Genomic DNA, 19,485 nt, shown 5'->3' with positions numbered 1-19,485 from the left:
AGGAGAGAAATGATTCATGTCTGCAAGAGAGTTACCAGTTGTTATAGGTGTTGTACTCATTATTGTTATGCTTGTTATTCCGCTCCCGTCTTGGTTGTTGAGCGTGTTAATTATGGTAAATATATCTCTTGCACTGCTTGTTTTGCTTGTATCAATGAACATGAAAGAGCCGCTTGAGCTATCTGTTTTTCCATCGTTATTGCTTGTGCTGACACTTTTTCGCTTGGGGTTAAATGTATCCACCACAAGAGCTATCTTAGGTGAAGGTAATGCCGGCGGTGTGGTAGAGACATTCGGTAACTTTGTTATCAGTGGGAATCCACTTGTAGGATTTGTTGTTTTTGTTATTTTAATTATCATTCAGTTTTTAGTTATTACAAAAGGAGCTGAGCGCGTTTCAGAGGTAGCTGCACGCTTTACTCTTGATGCAATGCCAGGAAAACAAATGAGCATTGACGCTGATTTAAATGCAGGAATGATTTCCGAAAAAGAAGCCATTCAAAGGCGTGAGAAAATTCAGCGTGAAGCGGATTTTTACGGATCAATGGACGGAGCCAGCAAGTTTGTAAAGGGAGATGCAATTGCTGGTATTGTTATTACACTAATTAATATTTTATTTGGCATCATTATTGGAATGATGCAAATGGGTATGAGCATTGGAGAAGCATCCCAAACGTTTACTTTATTAACAGTTGGTGATGGGTTGGTCAGTCAGATTCCAGCATTAATGATTTCCACTGCTACAGGTATTATTGTAACAAGAGCAGCTTCTACAGGGAATTTAAGTCAAGATATTACGGGACAGCTATTTGCGTTTCCTACAATGCTGTATGTTACTGGAGCGACTATTGCTGTTCTTGGTCTCATTACGCCAATCAATGATTTATTAACACTTCCATTAGCACTTTTACTAGCAGCAGGAGGTTATTACTTATCTCCTAAAAAAGCAAAACTTCTTTTAAACGAAGAAGCCGCATCAGAAGAAGAAGTGCCAGCTGATGATATGAAAAGTCCTGAGAGCGTTGTGAATTTATTGAGCGTAGATCCTATCGAGTTTGAATTTGGTTATGGTCTTATTCCTTTAGCAGATACAAATCAAGGAGGCGACTTGTTAGATCGTATCGTTATGATTCGCCGTCAGCTTGCTTTAGAGCTTGGTTTAGTAATTCCTGTTGTAAGAATTCGCGACAATATTCAACTACAGCCAAACGAATATCGGCTAAAAATTAAAGGGAATGAAATGGCAAGAGGTGATTTATTGCTCGATCATTACTTAGCAATTAGTCCTGGAATGGGTGACGATATGATAGAAGGCATTGATACAATTGAGCCTGCCTTTCAAATGCCAGCCAAGTGGATTAATGAAGCAACTAAAGAGCAAGCAGAGATGTTTGGGTATACCGTAGTAGATCCGCCTTCAGTGGTATCAACACATATTACAGAAGTAATTAAAGTATATGCTCACGAGCTAATAGGTCGCCAAGAAACTAAACAATTAATTGATCATGTAAAAGAGTCGTATCCAATCTTAATTGAGGAGGTTACCCCATCTCCACTCTCAGTAGGAGAAATCCAGCGAGTATTAGCTAAATTATTAAAAGAGCAGGTATCGATTCGGAATTTGCCAGTTATCTTTGAAGTACTAGCTGACTATGGAAAGATGACATCTGATACGGATCTATTAACAGAATATGTTCGTCAAGGATTATCTAGGCAAATTACCACCCAGTATGCTGCTGGAGAACAGCTGCTTCGCGTCATTACGCTATCGGGGAAGGTTGAAAAAGTACTAGCTGAAGGAGTTCAACAAACAGAACATGGGAACTATTTATCATTGGATCCATACGTTTCCCAAAACATTGTGGAACATATTGTAGCTCAAGTTGATGGGGCAGGGTTTCAAGATCAAACACCGATTGTTCTTTGCTCACCAGCTGTACGGATGTATGTCCGCCAGCTAACAGAAAGATATATACCTCAAGTTGCGATTTTATCATATAACGAACTAGAAGCAAGTATTGAAGTTCAGAGCGTTGGAGTGGTTGATTTATCATGAAGGTAAAAAAATATGTGGCATCTTCAATGCCGGAAGCAATGAAAGTTATTCGAGCAGAGCTTGGTCCAGAAGCGGTGATCTTAAAGTCGCGTTCTGTTAAAGTTGGTGGATTTATGGGCGTCTTTACTAAAAAGAAGTTGGAAGTAATTGCTGGGGTAGACGACCAAGTAAAAAAAACTAAAAAATACGTTAAAAACCGTACAGATGAACAGCTTATGAAGCAGGTTGATGAATTAAAACAGCTTATTGCAACGGTGCACCCATTAAGAAATACTGTTGTTGAATATCCGTTGCTTGTTCAAAAAGTTATTTCATATTTGCAACATCAAGAGATCGAAGAACGATTGTTAAAAGAAGTAAGAGATAAAGTCATGGAGTTATATTATACAACACCTTCGCTAGGCGATAAGCAGGTGGTTGAATGGCTGAAAAGCTGGTTTGAAGATTACCTATCATATTCAGAACGTTCAAAAGTATTTCAAAAGAAATATATTAACGTTGTTGGTCCTACAGGCGTTGGTAAGACAACAACGCTAGCAAAATTAGCTGCGTCGTGTATTTTAGAACAAAATAAAAGAGTTGCGTTCATTACAACTGATACATATCGTATTTCCGCTATCGATCAGTTAAAAACGTATGCGTCCATTCTGAATGTTCCAATTGAAGTTTGCTATAACAATGAAGATTTTCAGCAAGCGCTTCAGATATTTAATGAATACGATATTGTGTTCATAGACACAGCGGGACGGAACTTTTTAGACAGCCAATACATTCATGACCTCCACAATATGATGTCGTTTAATGAACACATGGAAACCTTTTTAGTGTTAGCAGCGACGGCAAAAATGGCTGATTTACGTAAAGTTTACCAACAGTTTAGTAGTATACCAATTGATTCAATTATTTTGACAAAGCTAGATGAGACCACAACATTTGGTCCAATTATTAATGTGCTAACGGAGTGTCAGCTGCCAGCTTCTTTTATGACGATTGGACAAGATGTCCCTGACGATCTAGAGAAATATACTGCTGAAAAAATAGTGGATTATCTGTTTGGAGATTGGAAACATGAATGATCAAGCAGCAGCTTTAAGAAAAAGGGTAGCAGCGGTCAAACATGGTTCTAATCAACGGACGGAGGCTAAGACATTAGCAGTCATTAGTGGAAAAGGGGGAGTTGGAAAGTCTAATTTTTCGCTGAATTTTTCATTGTCTTTACAAGAGAAAGGATATCGGGTGCTGCTTTTTGATATGGATATTGGAATGGGCAATATTGACGTATTAATGGGAATTGCTTCGACCTACACTATCGTGGATATGTTAGAGAATAAATGGCCCATTCAGCGTGTCATCAAACAAGGACCAAAGGGTCTTTCATATATTGCAGGAGGCTCTGGAATTACTTCTTTATTTGAGTGGAAACAAAATGATTTGCATTATCTAATTGATCAATTTAACTCCGTTTCTCAAGATTATGACTACTTAATTTTTGATATGGGAGCAGGAATGACAGAGGGCGTCATTGCTTTTTTAAAGGCAATGGATGACATGGTGCTCATTACTACGCCTGAACCAACATCAATTACGGATTGTTACGCTGCATTAAAGTTCTTACATTTATATGGTGTGAATGCTTCTTTTAAGATGGTAGTAAATAAGTCACTTTCTATTAAAGAAGGTGTAAACACGTATGAACGCTTTAATCAAGCAGTTAAACAGTTTTTGAAGTGCTCAATTGAATTGTTAGGAACAATAGAGGAAGACCGCTGCGTTTCTCATTCGGTAAATAGTCAGGTTCCATTCATTTTACAATATCCAAAAGGCAGTGCAAGCCAAGGAATTAAGAATATTGTAAATCAATATGCAACATCGTCTAGTACCAGAAATCACAGCGTTGGATTTGTAGCCAAGCTGAAGAAGTTATTTCTCGAAAGGTAGGGTTTGCTAGTTGAATAAAATTAAAGTATTAATCGTTGATGATTCAGCGTTTATGAGAAAGGTTATTACTAGTTTACTAGAGGAAGACGGTAGGTTTAACGTAGTGGGGACAGCTCGAAACGGCGAGGAAGCACTAAAGAAAGCTGTGCTATTGAATCCACATGTTATGACACTTGACGTAGAGATGCCTGTGATGAACGGATTAGAGATGTTAAAAGAATTAATGAAAATTAAGCCAACTCCTGTTGTAATGTTGTCTAGTACAACGTTTGAAGGAGCAAATAATACATTTTTAGCGATGGAGTATGGAGCAGTTGATTTTGTTGTCAAACCTTCAGGTGCTATTTCACTAGATATCGACAAAGTAAAAGATGAGCTATTAACAAAACTCTATATTGCGAGCAAAGCAAATCTTCCTTTCAATTCAAAAGAATCAATTAAAGACAAGCCTGTGAAATCATCAATGGTAAGGGGAGACCGAAAGCCGTTAAAGAAAGTGGTTTGCATCGGTACATCAACCGGAGGGCCAAGAGCATTACAAGAAGTTCTAACAATGCTTCCTGCAACGATTCCAGTCCCTATTTTAATTGTTCAACACATGCCAGCTGGTTTTACGAGTTCAATAGCAGCTAGATTAGATCGGTTAGCTGCTATTTCGGTAAAAGAAGCAAGAGATAATCAAAAGTTAGAACCAGGATGTGCGTATATTGCACCCGGAGGCTACCATCTAACCGTAAAAGAATCTAAAGAAGGGTTAATAACTGTTTTGGATCAGTCGTTACCGGTAAAAGGGCACCGACCATCAGTTGATACTTTGTTTCAGTCGCTTGCAGATTGTCCTAACTATGAAAAAGTTGCGGTTGTATTAACTGGAATGGGAGCAGATGGAACGGAAGGCGTTATTCATATGAAAAGCAAAGGGCAAACCATAGCGATTGCCGAGTCGGAAGAAACGGCTATTATTTATGGAATGCCAAAGTCTATAATCGCCACAAGGTTAGTAGATGAAATACAGCCATTACATTATGTAGCAAATCGTATTTTACATTACGTGCAGAAATAGGGGGAGCACTCAATGGATATGAGTCAGTATTTAGAAGTATTTATTGAAGAGAGTAAGGAACACTTACAGAATATTAATCAACAGTTGTTAGAATTTGAAAAGGATGTTAATAATCTTAGTTTTGTAAATGAAATTTTCCGTTCAGCTCATACGTTAAAAGGAATGTCAGCAACGATGGGGTTTGAAGATTTAGCGAACCTTACTCATAAAATGGAGAATGTACTAGATGCGATTCGTAACCAGCAATTAAGCGTAAATACACGCGTTGTCGACTTAGTGTTTGAATCAGTGGATGCTTTAGACCTCATGGTGGAGTCAATCGCCGCAGGTGGTGACGGAGGATATGATGTACAAGAGATTGTAACGAAACTCCAGGCTTTAGAAAGCGGAGGATTAGAAGTGGCAGCAGCTACAGAAAGTAAAGTCGTATCACCTAGCATTGTATATGATGAATTTGAAACGGACCTTCTAAACCAAGCGTTACAACAAGAATTCTTTGTATATGAGGTAACCGTTACATTAGATGAGCGCTGCTTATTAAAGGCAGCGCGAGCATATATGGTATTTGACGTGTTTGAGCAAGCTGGTGAAGTGGTTAAGTCAAACCCATCAGTTCAAGATATAGAACAAGAACAGTTTGATCAACAATTTACGGCTGTATTGGTATCAAAAGAAGAGGAAAGCTCGTTAAAAGAGCAGCTGATGCAAATCTCTGAAGTAGAGCATGTTCAGATTAATACTGTGGAGCCAAAAGAAAATGTAGCAACCGATAGTGAAAAACAAACGTCACGCCCTCAACAGTCTAATACAAAGCGTGCTGATGACCTTAATGTCAAAGAAACTGCACCAGCAAAAACTGCACCTATTAATAAAACAATCCGAGTGAACATCGATCGCTTAGATAGCTTAATGAATTTATTTGAAGAGCTAGTTATTGATAGAGGGCGCCTTGAGCAGATTTCAAAAGACTTAAATAATCAAGAGTTAGAGGAAACTGTTGAGCGGATGTCGCGTATCTCTGGAGATTTGCAGTCTATTATTTTAAACATGCGTATGGTTCCAGTCGAGACTGTTTTTAATCGTTTTCCACGTATGGTTCGTCAACTAGCAAAAGATTTAGGGAAAGAAATCAACTTGCAGATTATCGGTGCTGAAACAGAGCTTGATCGTACGGTTATTGATGAGATTGGTGATCCCCTGGTCCACTTGCTTCGCAATGCGCTAGACCATGGGATTGAAATGCCGGACGTGCGTGAACAGAATGGGAAAAAGAGGGAAGGTACAGTTCGACTGAAAGCATATCATAGTGGTAATCATGTGTTCATCGACCTTGAAGATGATGGTGCAGGGATCGACCGCGATAAAATTTTAGAAAAAGCCCTGAAAAAAGGAATTGTTTCAGAAACAGGTGCTCAAGGTTTAACAGATCAACAAGTATATGATCTTATGTTTGCATCTGGTTTTTCCACAGCCGAACAAATTTCTGATGTTTCAGGGCGTGGTGTAGGGCTTGATGTTGTCAAAAATACAATTGAGTCCTTAGGTGGAACGGTGACAATTGATTCAATACCAGGCTATGGATCTACTTTTTCTATCCAACTACCCTTAACATTATCAATCATTTCAGCGTTGCTTGTTAATATGCAAGATGAACGCTATGCACTTCCATTGTCATCTATCATTGAAACAGCACTTGTAAATAAAAAAGACGTTATGAAAGCTCACGGGCAAGAAGTTATTGATTTCCGAGGGAAAATCATACCGCTATTAAACCTAAAAAAGCTGTTTGACGTACCGGAAACTTCTGAGGAAAAAGATGTTTATCCTGTTGTGATTGTACGAAAAAGTGATAAGACAGCCGGTTTAATTGTTGACTCGTTTATAGGTCAGCAAGAAATCGTTTTAAAATCATTAGGCAATTACTTAACTTCTCCGTTTGCCATTTCAGGAGCAACAATTTTAGGTGATGGGCAAGTAGCGTTAATTATTGATTGTAATGCTTTAATTAAATAATAATGTTTGGGAAAACAACGTTTTAAACCGTAGTGGAGGAGAGCAAAATGGAGACAAAATTCATTGTATTTCAGCTGGGGAACGAAGAGTATGGAATTGCAGTAGAGCAGGTTAAATCAATTGAGAAAATGCAACATATCACGCGAGTCCCTCGAACAGAAAAATATGTGCGCGGCGTCATCAACCTACGTGGAGTAGTAATTCCAATTCTAGATTTGAGAAAGCAGTTTGGCTTGCAAGAGCAAACTCATACAGATCATACACGAATTATTATTGTCATAATAAACGGTATTGAAGTTGGCTTAATCGTAGACGCAGCAAACGATGTGTTAGATATTTATGATGACCATATTGAACCAGCACCTGAAGTCATCGAAGGTATTGAAGCTGATTATATAAGCGGTGTTGTAAAAGTAGAGGAGCGTTTAATAGTACTAGTGAATTTAGGAAAGGTTTTAGGTTTGGATGACCAAGAATAAAACCAACTTAGACAATTTGAAGTTTGACGCAATCCATTTAGATGTTTTGAGAGAAATAGGCAATATTGGAGCTGCTAATTCAGCCACGGCCCTTTCTCATTTGGTAAAAAAAAGAATTGAGATGCAGCTTCCAAGCGTAAAAGTTACTGATATAAACGAAGCGGTTGAAGAAATTGGAGGTCCTGAGCGAGTAGTAGTGCAGCTATTATTACAGATTAAAGGAGATATTCAAGGTAGCTTGTTTTTTCTATTATCAGTAGATGATACGAAGACATTACTAGGCTATTTATTAGATGAACCTTCAATAGAAATTGAAAGTTTGAATTTCCTTGAATCAGAATTAATGCGGTCTACGCTATGTGAAATAGGGAATATTTTATGTGGCTCCTATTTAACTGCTCTTGCAGATTTAACAAACCTTCATATCTACCCTTCATTACCAGCTGTTTGTGTAGATATGCTTGGTGCTACGATGACGAGTGGATTACTGGAAGAAGGGTATCAGATGGAATCGGTTTTAATAATTGAAACAATGTTACAAGAACAAGCGCACTCTTCCGTTATGAAAGGGAATTTCCTCCTTGTTCCAGACAACGATTCTATTCAACCATTATTTCAAGCATTAGGAGTACCATTGCATGGATAAGCATATTGTAAAAGTTGGTATTTCAGATATGAATGTTGTGCAAGGACCTGATTTAATTCGCACAGCAGGATTAGGCTCGTGCGTAGGAGTTGTATTATATGATGACATCTTAAAGGTAGCGGGTCTAGCTCATATTATGCTGCCGGATTCTCGGCATGTGAAAGAGTCATTCAACCGGGCTAAGTATGCAGATACAGCCATTATTGATTTGATTGAAATGCTCGTACATTTAGGTGTAAATAAAAGACGCTTATGTGCCAAAATAGCAGGTGGTGCGCAGATGTTTCAATTTACTTCAAATAATGATTTTATGAAAATTGGCGCTCGAAATATTATAGCTGTGGAGCAGGAGTTAAAACAGCATCATATTAGGTTAATATCAAAAGATGTGGGAGGAACAAACGGCAGAACAATTGAATTCGATCCCACAACTTCACGACTAATGGTTCGAACGGTAAACAAAGGTGTGGTTGAAATCTAGCCAGTAAGCTAAAAGGATAGCTATTTATTGTACGAAAGAAGGGGGAGAAGCCGTCATGACAAGTGTAAATGTAATGGATGAAAAGAAACGGTGGGAAAAATGGTCAAAAGAACGAGATGAAGAGGCTGGTAATTTGCTTGTGAAGCAATATATGCCGCTTGTCAATTACCATGTGCAACGAATTGGAGTGGGTTTACCTCGAAATGTACATAAAGAAGAGTTAAAAAGCCTTGGCTTAATGGGGTTGTATGATGCACTTGAAAAATTTGACCATAAACGTGATTTGAAATTTGATACGTATGCATCGTTCCGTATCAGAGGTGCTATTTTAGACGGATTAAGAAAAGAAGATTGGCTCTCTAGAAGCGCACGTGAAAAAGCCAAAAGAGTGGAGCATACGATTGAAAAACTTGAACAACATTATTTACGAAATGTTACTGTTCAAGAGATTGCTAGTGAAGTAAAGATGACAGAAGAAGAAGTCATTCATGTGATGAATGAAGGTTTTTTCGCTAATGTTTTATCAATTGAAGAACCAATAAAAGAGCATGATGAAGGTGATCACCAATCGTATACAATCCGTGACGAGAGAATGATTACTCCTGAAGACCATCTTTTAAAAGAAGAATACTTTGCGGAACTGGTTCGGGTAATTGAAAAGCTTAATGAGAAAGAGCAGCTTGTCATTTCATTATTTTATAAAGAAGAATTGACGTTTACTGAAATTGGACACGTTTTAGGTTTATCCACATCACGTATTTCACAAATACACTCAAAAGCTTTGTTCAAACTAAGAAATACGTTAAATAAAATGATGTAAGTTGGAGGGATTTTACAATGTATATCTTATTAATGATTAGCTTTGTTTTACACAGTGTGACGCTTCTAGTTGTTTGGCGGTTGCGTCAGCAGCTGTATTCGGTAAATGCTTTAGAAAAAAAACAGCGTGAAATAATAGAGGAAATGGATAGCACAATGGCGACTTATTTAGCGGAAGTGGATGCTCAAAACGATGCTTTTCTACTAAAGGTGCAGCAAAGAATGAAGCGAATAGAAGCTGAACAGCCAGGTGTGTCTATAACAAAACCACCTTCTGATGAGGAAGGGAAAGAAAAGTTAGATATTGCTTATCAAAAAATAGATTTAAAAAGCGAACCACAAGAGTCTTTTGCAGAACTTCTTCAACAAGAGATGACCGAAGAAGTTGAAAGAAGTGAAAACGAACTGACAAAGGAAGAAGCTAGTAAATTATCTAGAAATGAAGTACAAGAAATTGCGCTTTCTCTGCAAAAAAAAGGTTTAACAATCGAAGAAATTGCGAAAAATCTATATAGAGGAAAAACTGAAATTGAGTTATTGTTGAAATTTCAACAATAAACTGCATTTTAGGCTTGCTTGTGAAAAGTGAGTGTGCTATATTTGTTTTTGGTGTTAATACACACGCTCATTGATTTAGTCATTGGTGCTACGCTTTGTAGTTTTGGCTAAAGATGAAATGAGCGGAGGATAATCAAAACCATTAGGAGGAAAAACACATGTCAGTAATTTCAATGAAACAATTACTAGAAGCTGGTGTACATTTCGGTCACCAAACTCGCCGTTGGAACCCAAAAATGAAGAAATATATCTTCACTGAGCGTAACGGTATCTACATTATCGATCTTCAAAAAACAGTTAAGAAAGTAGAAGAAGCTTACCGCTTCGTTAAAGAATTAGCTGCTGATGGCGGTACTATGTTATTCGTAGGTACTAAAAAGCAAGCTCAAGATTCTGTTAAAGAAGAAGCAGCTCGCGCTGGTATGTACTTCGTTAACCAACGTTGGTTAGGTGGTACATTAACAAACTTCTCTACAATCCAAAAACGTATTAAGCGTTTAAAAGACATCGAAAGAATGCAAGAAGACGGTACTTTTGAAGTACTACCTAAGAAAGAAGTAGTTCAACTTAAAAAAGAGTTAGAGCGTCTTGAGAAATTCTTAGGCGGTATCAAAGATATGAAACAACTTCCTGATGCATTATTCATCATCGATCCTCGTAAAGAGCGTATCGCAGTAGCAGAAGCTAAAAAATTACACATCCCAATCGTTGGTATCGTAGATACAAACTGTGATCCAGACGAAATTGATTATGTAATCCCTGCAAACGATGATGCAATTCGTGCTGTGAAACTTTTAACTTCTAAAATCGCTGATGCAATCTTAGAAGCAAAACAAGGTGAAGAAACAGCAGTTGAAACTGAAACAACTACTGCTTAATTCCACGAAAGGTGATAAGAGGGAATAGCCTTTTATCACCTTTTTTTGAAAAGATTTAATTAATTGATATAGAGTACATACCCAAATAAGGAGGCTATTTATTATGGCAATTACAGCTCAAATGGTAAAAGAATTACGTGAAAAAACTGGCGCTGGTATGATGGATTGTAAAAAAGCATTAACTGAAACTGGCGGTGACATGGAAAAAGCAATCGATTTCTTACGTGAAAAAGGTATTGCTAAAGCGGCTAAGAAATCTGATCGTATCGCTGCTGAAGGTTTAACTTACATTGAAACACAAGGTAACGAAGCAGTTATCCTTGAAGTAAACTCTGAAACAGATTTCGTTGCGAAAAACGAAGGTTTCCAGAAGTTAACAAAAGAACTTGCTGCACATATCTTAGCTAACAAACCAGCTAACGTTGAAGAAGCTGTTGCTCAAAAAATGGAAAATGGAGCTACTGTAGAAGAGCACATTAACTCAGCAATCGCTACAATTGGTGAAAAACTTTCTCTACGTCGTTTCGCTGTAGTAAGCAAAACAGATGCTGACGCATTTGGTGCTTACTTACACATGGGTGGACGCATTGGTGTATTAACAGTATTATCTGGTACAACTGATGAGCAAGCTGCAAAAGATGTTGCAATGCACATCGCTGCTATCAACCCTAAATATGTATCTCGTGACGAAGTTTCTGCTGAAGAGACTGAGCGTGAGCGTGAAGTATTAACACAGCAAGCATTAAACGAAGGTAAGCCAGAAAAAATCGTTGCAAAAATGGTTGAAGGTCGCTTAAGCAAATTCTTCGAAGATATCTGCTTATTAGATCAAACATTTGTTAAAAATCCTGATCAAAAAGTTCGTCAATTCGTTGAGAGCAAAGGTGCAACAGTAGAGAGCTTTGTACGCTTTGAAGTAGGAGAAGGTATTGAGAAGCGTCAAGACAACTTTGCTGAAGAAGTAATGAGCCAAGTTAAAAAGTAAGAATGTGATTAAATGGGGAACACTCTGTGTTCCCTTTTTTAAAAAAATGGATCTCACCGTTGACGATGGAGGTTAGGCATGAGTCAAGCAAAATATAATCGTATTGTATTAAAATTAAGTGGCGAAGCATTAGCAGGAGAAGACGGATTTGGTATTAATCCTTCTATCATTAAGTCGGTTGCAGAGCAAGTGAAAGACGTTTATGACTTAGGCGTTGAAGTAGCAGTAGTCGTTGGTGGTGGAAACATTTGGCGTGGTAAAATTGGTAGCGAAATGGGAATGGACCGTGCAGCTGCAGATTACATGGGCATGCTTGCAACTGTTATGAATTCACTAGCACTTCAAGATAGCTTAGAGAACATTGGAGTACAAACTCGCGTTCAAACATCTATCGAAATGAGACAAGTTGCTGAACCATACATAAGAAGAAAAGCGGTTCGTCACCTTGAGAAGAAACGCGTTGTAATCTTTGCAGCAGGTACAGGAAATCCTTACTTCTCTACTGATACGACAGCTGCGTTGCGTGCGGCTGAAATTGAAGCAGATGTAATTCTAATGGCGAAAAATAATGTTGATGGCGTATACAATGCTGATCCGAAACTAGTTCCAGACGCAGTAAAGTATGAAACATTAACATACATTGATGTCTTAAAGGATGGACTAGCTGTAATGGATTCGACTGCTTCTTCTCTATGCATGGATAATGATATTCCGCTAATCGTCTTCTCGATTACGGAAGAAGGAAACATCAAACGTGCCGTAACAGGCGAAAATATTGGAACAATTGTAAGGGGGAAATAATGATGGCAAAACAAGTGTTGCAAGATGCAAAGGAAAGAATGGAAAAAGCACTTCAGTCATATAGTCGTGAATTAGCTTCAATTCGTGCTGGACGTGCGAGTGCTTCATTATTAGACCGCGTGACGGTTGAATATTATGGTGTTCCAACACCAATTAATCAACTTGCACAAGTTAGCGTACCGGAAGCTCGTATGTTGGTAATCCAACCTTATGATAAATCACAGCTTGGTGAAGTGGAAAAAGCAATTATGAAATCTGACCTAGGCCTAACGCCAACAAGCGATGGTTCAATCATCCGTTTATCAATTCCTGCTTTAACAGAAGAGCGTCGTAAAGAGCTTGTTAAAACAGTGAAGAAAGCGTCTGAAGATGCGAAAGTAGCAGTTCGTAATATTCGTCGTGATGCAAACGATGACCTTAAAAAGTTAGAGAAAAACGGTGAAATTACAGAAGATGATCTTCGCGGATATAGTGATGATATTCAAAAGTTAACGGATGACCACATTGCTAAAGTTGATAGCGTGACAAAAGATAAAGAGCAGGAAATTATGGCGGTATAAGTCATTTCAATGTAAAATATATTGTAAAAGACCCTCTATTGTTTACAGGGGGTTTTTTTGTTAATAATGTGTAGTAAGACAAAATATCGAATGACAAAGAACAAAATGTCAATGAGAACATACAACGGGGGACCTTTGCATGTTAAAAAAAATTCAAGCATGGAAAAAAAGTCAAGATCCAGGCACACAGTCTTTTGAGGAACGAAAAGAGCGAGTGAAGAAGCAGGCTGTACCAAAACATATTGCAATTATTATGGATGGTAATGGGCGCTGGGCACAAAAAAGAGCACTTCCTAGAATGATGGGACATCATGAGGGAATGAAAGTCGTTCGACAAATTACAAAAGCAGCAAGTCAATTGGGCGTTAAAGCGCTAACTTTATATGCTTTTTCAACAGAGAACTGGAAACGACCAAAGGTGGAAGTAGAATTCCTTATGAAGTTACCTGAGGAATTTTTAACGACTTTTTTACCGGAGCTGATTGAAGAAAATGTTCAGGTGCGCATTATGGGAGATAAGAGTGAACTACCTTCTCATACATTACGTGCAGTTGATAAGGCAATTGATGAAACAAAAGATAATACAGGCCTTATTTTGAACTTTGCACTTAATTATGGAAGTCGACATGAAATCGTTAAGGCTGTCCAGGCTATTGCGAAGGATGTTGAATCTAACAATTTAAATCCTTCTGAAATTAATGACGAATTGTTTTCTTCGTATTTAATGAGTAAGAGCTTACAAGATCCAGATTTGTTAATTCGAACAAGTGGTGAACTGCGCTTAAGTAACTTTATGCTTTGGCAGTTAGCTTATACTGAATTTTGGTTTACAGATGTATTATGGCCAGATTTTAAAGAAAATCATTTAATTGAAGCAATTGAGGCGTTCCAAAATCGTGGGCGTCGCTTTGGTGGAGTCTAAGAGGGTGTTGAACTAACATGAAACAAAGAATCATTACAGCCATTGTTGCGCTAGCGGTGTTTGTTCCTATTGTCATGATTGGTGGCATGCCATTTACTGCTTTAATGTATTTGTTAGCAACAATTGGTGTTGTTGAACTGTTAAATATGAAAAAAATCAAACCATTGTCTTTTCCCAGCATTATCAGTTTCCTACTAACGTGGGTGTTTTTACTACCAAATAGCTCAGATGTTGCATTTCAAATGGTAAGTGAACATAAAGTAGAAGTAGCTCTATTTGCTACGCTGTTATTATTAATGTATACAGTAGTTGTAAAAAATGTATTTACATTTGATGGCGTAGGTTTTCTTTTATTAACGACCATTTACGTAGGGCTAGGCTTTCACTACTTTATTGAAGTTCGTGCAGAGCATGGGTTAACATATTTATTTTTCGCATTTCTTTTAATTTGGGCAACTGATTCTGGCGCTTACTTTATCGGACGAGCAATGGGGAAGAGAAAGCTGTGGCCTGAGATTAGTCCTAATAAAACAATTGAAGGTTTTGTTGGTGGAGTAGTATGTGCATTAGTAGTTGCGGTTATTTTTAAAGTCACGTCGGGCATTGAGCAGTCCATGGGCGCAGTACTTTTAATTGGAATCATCATCTCTTTGTTTGGACAAATGGGAGATTTAGTACAGTCGGCATTTAAACGACATTATGGAGTAAAAGATTCAGGTAAACTCTTACCGGGGCATGGAGGAATACTAGACCGATTTGACAGTCTGCTATTTATTATGCCAATTCTGGCGTTTCTTTTATCTCTCTAGTAGAACCATAATTAAAAATAGCTAAGGCTTGTCTACTCAGTAAAAACATGTCTTTGAAGTAATGGGAGTGAATATATTTGAAGAAACTTTCTTTATTAGGTGCTACAGGTTCGATTGGACTTCAAACAGTTGACGTTGTTCAAGCTCACTGTGATTCTTTTGAACTTGTAGCTATGTCATTTGGTCGAAATGTACAAGAAGCACGCAAGATTATTCAAGTATGTAAGCCATCTCTTGTCTCACTTATGAACAAAGAAGACAGTGAAACACTGCAGGCGGAGTTTCCAAACGTAACGTTCATGTATGGTGAAGAAGGTTTGGTGGCGGTAGCGACACACCCGGAAACGGAAGTAGTAGTGAATGCCGTTGTGGGAAGTGTTGGATTAGTACCAACGCTTGAAGCGATTAAAATGAGAAAAACAATTGCGTTAGCCAATAAGGAAACGTTAGTTACAGCAGGCCATATTGTTATGAGTGCGGCTAAGGAGTATGGAGTGGACATTTTACCAGTAGATAGCGAGCATTCAGCTATTTTTCAAAGCCTTCAAGGGCAAGATGATAAAGCAATCGATCGTTTAATCTTAACAGCTTCTGGCGGTAGCTTCCGAGATAAAACAAGAGAAGAGTTAAAAGGTGTAACCGTTCAAGAAGCGTTAAATCATCCAAATTGGTCGATGGGCGCAAAAATTACAATTGACTCAGCTACTATGATGAATAAAGGACTAGAAGTCATTGAGGCACGCTGGCTTTTTGATATTCCGTATGAACAAATTGATGTATTATTACATAAAGAAAGTATTATTCATTCAATGGTGGAGTTTGCTGATACTAGTGTAATTGCACAGCTTGGAACACCAGATATGCGCGTGCCAATTCAATATGCGTTAACCTATCCAAAACGCTTACCGCTGCAGGGCACAGATCGTTTAAGCTTGGCTGATATTGGACAGCTACACTTTTCGAAAATGGATCAAGACCGCTTTAGATGTTTGCGTTTTGCTTTTGAAGCAGGTAAAGTAGGCGGTACGATGCCAACGGTTTTAAACGCAGCAAATGAATCCGCTGTTCAGGCCTTTTTAGATGGGGCTATTACGTTTTTAGAGATTGAAGATGTGATTGAACGAGCAATGAATGAGCATCAGGTTATAAAAAATCCTTGCTTGTCTACAATAAAAGAAGTAGATTTAGAAACAAGAAAACTTGTAAACCTTTTAGCTCGTACTAATTAAAGTTAGTATGATAACTTAAGAAGGCGTACATTTCTGATTAACGTTTCACCTTATCATAAGAAGGGGGGCATACCCATTGAATACGGTCATTGCGTTTATTATTATCTTTGGTGCTCTTGTCTTTTTCCATGAGTTAGGGCATTTAATTTTTGCGAAACGAGCTGGAATTCTATGCCGTGAATTTGCTATCGGCTTTGGGCCGAAAATTCTTTCGTTCAAACGAGATGAAACAGTCTATACAATTCGCTTATTGCCATTAGGTGGATTCGTACGTATGGCCGGGGAAGATCCGGAAATGATTGATGTGAAACCGGGTCAGGTTATTGGCTTACTGTTTAATAATGATGAAAAGGTAGAAAAAGTCATTATTAATAATAAAGAGCAATATCCAGATGCTAGAGTGATTGAAGTAGAGCATGCAGACTTAGAGCATGAAATGGTTATTAAAGGATATGAATCAGAAGATGAAGAACGATTACACACCTTTAGAGTAGCTGAAGAGTCGTACTTTATTGTTGATGGTGATGAGGTTCAAATCGCACCGTACAGTCGTCAATTTGCTTCCAAAACATTGGGACAACGTGCTATGGCTATCTTTGCAGGTCCTTTAATGAACTTTGTGCTAGCTTTCGTTATTTTTGTGGTGCTAGGGATTTCACAAGGCTATGCAGTTGATAAGCCGGTACTTGGTGAATTAACAAAGGACGGCGCTGCTATTGAAGCGGGCTTGAAACAAGGTGATGAAGTACAAGCAATTGATGGTGCAGCTGTTTCGACATGGCAAGATGTTGTTGAAGTCATCCGTAAGCATCCAGAGCAAGAGATTACGTTCACTGTTAATCGCGGTGATGAAACGCGTGAAATAGAGGTAACACCGGATAGTCGTGAAATGGGAGAAGAAAAAATCGGTTTAATAGGTGTGTATGCACCTGTTGAAAAGTCGGTAATTGGCTCTATCACAAACGGCGCAACTGAAACAGCAACGTGGATGAAAGAAATTGTGACTGGGTTAGGAAAGCTAGTGACAGGACAGTTTTCACTTGATATGCTTTCAGGTCCTGTTGGTATTTATGCAGCTACTGACCAAGTGGCACAGTCAGGTATTTACTACCTAATGAAGTGGGCGGCTGTTTTAAGCATCAACTTAGGAATCGTGAATCTATTACCTATTCCGGCTTTAGATGGTGGACGTCTCGTGTTCTTTGCAGTTGAAGCAGTACGGGGTAAGCCGATTGATCGTCAAAAAGAAGGTGTAGTTCACTTTATTGGATTTGCGTTACTTATGCTATTAATGCTTGTAGTAACGTGGAATGACATTCAAAGTTTCTTTTTATAAAAACAAATAGGGAATACGTGATGAACAAAGGTAAGCCCCTGTAAATAGGGGCTTACTGTGGTTGTAAAAGCGTGATAAACTATGAAAATAGAGAAGTGAGTAAAGAGGTGCAAGGTTATGAGACAAAGTGCAACATTAATTCCTACATTAAGAGAAGTACCTGCTGATGCAGAAGTAAAAAGTCATCAGCTTTTAGTAAGATCAGGCTTTATTCGCCAAAATGCTAGTGGTGTATACAGCTTCTTACCTTTAGGTAAAAAAGTGCTTCAAAAAGTTGAAGAAATTGTAAGACAAGAAATGGAGCGTGCTGGCTCAGTTGAATTGCTAATGCCTGCACTTCAACAAGCAGAGTTGTGGAAAGAGTCTGGCCGTTGGTATTCATATGGACCAGAATTAATGCGTATGAACGATCGCCATAGCCGTGAATTTGCTTTAGGCGCAACGCATGAAGAAGTTATTACAAGCTTGCTTCGTGATGAAGTAAAATCATACAAAAGATTACCTTTAAACCTATATCAAATCCAAACAAAGTTTCGTGATGAAAAACGTCCGCGTTTTGGACTATTACGTGGTCGTGAGTTTGTGATGAAAGATGCTTATTCTTTCCATGCTTCACAAGAAAGCTTAGATGAAGTGTATGATAAGATGTACGAAGCATACAGCCGCATTTTTGAGCGTTGCGGATTAAACTTCCGCGCAGTTATTGCAGATTCAGGGGCAATGGGTGGAAAAGATACGCATGAGTTTATGGTGCTATCTGAAATCGGTGAAGATACAATTGCTTATTCAGATACATCTTCTTATGCTGCAAATATTGAAATGGCTCCAGTCGTAACGCAGTATAAGAAATCAAACGAAGCACCTGTTGAACTTGAAAAAGTAAATACGCCTGATGCGCGCACAATTGAAGAAGTTGCGTCGTTTTTAAATGTCGAAGCATCATCATGCATTAAGTCGCTGCTATTTAAGGTAGATGATCGCTTTGTGTTGGTCTTAGCTCGTGGAGATCATGAGATTAATGATATCAAAGTAAAAAATTATTTTGAAGCAACAGTTGTTGAGCTTGCAACGCCAGAGGAAGCAAAAGAAGTGATGGCAGCTCAAATTGGGTCACTTGGTCCTATTCAAGTAAGCGAGAAGATTGAAGTAGTCGCAGATCATGCAGTAAAAGCTGTTGTAAATGGCGTATGCGGAGCGAACGAAGATGGTGTTCACTACCAAGGCGTGAATCCAGAGAGAGATTTTACAGCAACATATGAAGACTTCCGCTTTATTCAAGAGGGAGACGTTTCTCCAGATGGACAAGGTATTATTAAGTTTGCTAAAGGAATCGAAGTGGGTCACGTATTTAAATTAGGTACGCGCTATAGCGAAGCAATGGGCGCAACATACCTAGATGAAAATGGCCGTTCTCAGCCAATGATTATGGGCTGTTACGGAATTGGTGTATCGCGTACATTAGCAGCGATTGCTGAGCAGTTTAATGACGAGAAAGGTTTTGTGTGGCCTCAAGCTGTTGCGCCTTATCATGTCCATGTTATCACGGTAAATGTGAAAAATGATGAGCAGCGCGAGCTTGGTGAAACGTTATATAACCAGTTATTAGATCGTCGTGTAGAAGTGCTGCTTGATGATCGACAAGAACGTGTAGGAGTTAAATTCGCAGATTCAGATCTAATTGGAATTCCAGTGCGCGTTACGGTTGGTAAACGTGCCTCAGAAGGAATTGTAGAAGTGAAAATGCGTCAAACAGGGGAATCATTTGAAGTCCATGTTGATGAAGTAGAATCGAAAATTATGGAAATGTTAGCTAAGTAATTTACGCTAATTTTAAAATCGCTCAATGCAAATATGACAAGTTTCGTATTTGCAGTTGAGCGATTTTCGTTTGATTTTATAAGCATTGCGTCAA

General features: G+C 38.4%; 19 protein-coding genes. All 19 read left to right on the top strand.

Features of this window, described 5'->3' with window-relative positions; all coding sequences use genetic code 11:
* Positions 1-16: 16 nt before the first annotated feature.
* The 19 genes from flhA (at position 17) to AC1UFB_RS01885 (ending at position 19,391) form a co-directional block, all read left to right on the top strand.
* Positions 17-2,056 (top strand): flagellar biosynthesis protein FlhA, encoded by a 2,040-nt coding sequence (gene flhA / locus AC1UFB_RS01975; protein WP_328100906.1) that lies wholly within the window; start codon positions 17-19, stop codon positions 2,054-2,056.
* On the top strand, positions 2,053-3,132 hold the full coding sequence (locus AC1UFB_RS01970) for a flagellar biosynthesis protein FlhF (RefSeq protein WP_061784575.1): 1,080 nt from the start codon (positions 2,053-2,055) through the stop codon (positions 3,130-3,132). The genes flhA and AC1UFB_RS01970 overlap by 4 nt, the downstream gene beginning before the upstream one ends.
* Positions 3,125-3,994: a MinD/ParA family protein gene (locus AC1UFB_RS01965; protein WP_025908968.1), complete on the top strand. Its 870-nt coding sequence runs from the start codon at positions 3,125-3,127 to the stop codon at positions 3,992-3,994. The genes AC1UFB_RS01970 and AC1UFB_RS01965 overlap by 8 nt, the downstream gene beginning before the upstream one ends.
* Positions 3,995-4,004: 10 nt before the next feature.
* Positions 4,005-5,057 carry a protein-glutamate methylesterase/protein-glutamine glutaminase gene (locus AC1UFB_RS01960; protein ID WP_482588414.1) on the top strand — a complete coding sequence of 351 codons (1,053 nt, stop codon included), beginning with the start codon at positions 4,005-4,007 and terminating at the stop codon, positions 5,055-5,057.
* 12 nt (positions 5,058-5,069) lie between these two features.
* Positions 5,070-7,070, top strand: coding sequence for a chemotaxis protein CheA (locus AC1UFB_RS01955; protein ID WP_100346927.1), 2,001 nt, complete (start codon positions 5,070-5,072; stop codon positions 7,068-7,070).
* A 47-nt stretch (positions 7,071-7,117) separates the two neighbouring features.
* Positions 7,118-7,549, top strand: a complete 432-nt coding sequence (locus AC1UFB_RS01950; protein WP_100346928.1) for a chemotaxis protein CheW — start codon at positions 7,118-7,120, stop codon at positions 7,547-7,549.
* Positions 7,536-8,195, top strand: coding sequence for a chemotaxis protein CheC (locus tag AC1UFB_RS01945; protein ID WP_061784571.1), 660 nt, complete (start codon positions 7,536-7,538; stop codon positions 8,193-8,195). The genes AC1UFB_RS01950 and AC1UFB_RS01945 overlap by 14 nt, the downstream gene beginning before the upstream one ends.
* Entirely contained in the window at positions 8,188-8,676 is a 489-nt protein-coding gene (locus AC1UFB_RS01940; protein WP_061784570.1) for a chemotaxis protein CheD, read from the top strand. The genes AC1UFB_RS01945 and AC1UFB_RS01940 overlap by 8 nt, the downstream gene beginning before the upstream one ends.
* A gap of 55 nt (positions 8,677-8,731) precedes the next feature.
* Entirely contained in the window at positions 8,732-9,496 is a 765-nt protein-coding gene (locus AC1UFB_RS01935) for a FliA/WhiG family RNA polymerase sigma factor (RefSeq protein ID WP_025908962.1), read from the top strand.
* Between the two features lie 17 nt (positions 9,497-9,513).
* A complete protein-coding gene (locus AC1UFB_RS01930; protein ID WP_076512245.1) occupies positions 9,514-10,053 on the top strand; it encodes a hypothetical protein in 540 nt (179 codons plus the stop codon).
* A 158-nt stretch (positions 10,054-10,211) separates the two neighbouring features.
* A complete protein-coding gene (rpsB, locus tag AC1UFB_RS01925; RefSeq protein WP_025908960.1) occupies positions 10,212-10,931 on the top strand; it encodes a 30S ribosomal protein S2 in 720 nt (239 codons plus the stop codon).
* A gap of 103 nt (positions 10,932-11,034) precedes the next feature.
* Positions 11,035-11,916, top strand: a complete 882-nt coding sequence (tsf, locus tag AC1UFB_RS01920; RefSeq protein WP_025908959.1) for a translation elongation factor Ts — start codon at positions 11,035-11,037, stop codon at positions 11,914-11,916.
* A gap of 78 nt (positions 11,917-11,994) precedes the next feature.
* Positions 11,995-12,717: a UMP kinase gene (gene pyrH / locus AC1UFB_RS01915; RefSeq protein ID WP_025908958.1), complete on the top strand. Its 723-nt coding sequence runs from the start codon at positions 11,995-11,997 to the stop codon at positions 12,715-12,717.
* Positions 12,718-12,719: 2 nt separating this feature from the next.
* Positions 12,720-13,277, top strand: coding sequence for a ribosome recycling factor (gene frr, locus AC1UFB_RS01910; RefSeq protein WP_025908957.1), 558 nt, complete (start codon positions 12,720-12,722; stop codon positions 13,275-13,277).
* Between the two features lie 139 nt (positions 13,278-13,416).
* Positions 13,417-14,199 carry an isoprenyl transferase gene (locus AC1UFB_RS01905; protein WP_100346929.1) on the top strand — a complete coding sequence of 261 codons (783 nt, stop codon included), beginning with the start codon at positions 13,417-13,419 and terminating at the stop codon, positions 14,197-14,199.
* Positions 14,200-14,216: 17 nt separating this feature from the next.
* A complete protein-coding gene (locus AC1UFB_RS01900; protein ID WP_025908955.1) occupies positions 14,217-15,008 on the top strand; it encodes a phosphatidate cytidylyltransferase in 792 nt (263 codons plus the stop codon).
* Between the two features lie 77 nt (positions 15,009-15,085).
* Positions 15,086-16,237 (top strand): 1-deoxy-D-xylulose-5-phosphate reductoisomerase, encoded by a 1,152-nt coding sequence (dxr, locus tag AC1UFB_RS01895; RefSeq protein WP_025908954.1) that lies wholly within the window; start codon positions 15,086-15,088, stop codon positions 16,235-16,237.
* A 76-nt stretch (positions 16,238-16,313) separates the two neighbouring features.
* Positions 16,314-17,573, top strand: coding sequence for an RIP metalloprotease RseP (rseP, locus tag AC1UFB_RS01890; RefSeq protein WP_025908953.1), 1,260 nt, complete (start codon positions 16,314-16,316; stop codon positions 17,571-17,573).
* Positions 17,574-17,690: 117 nt separating this feature from the next.
* The gene (locus AC1UFB_RS01885) at positions 17,691-19,391 is read left to right on the top strand and encodes a proline--tRNA ligase (protein ID WP_100346930.1); all 1,701 of its coding nucleotides are present in this window, start codon (positions 17,691-17,693) and stop codon (positions 19,389-19,391) included.
* The last annotated feature ends 94 nt before the right edge of the window (positions 19,392-19,485 follow it).

The organism is Priestia sp. KCTC 13724 (assembly GCF_056820425.1).
This window is presented reverse-complemented; position numbering and strand designations above follow the sequence as displayed.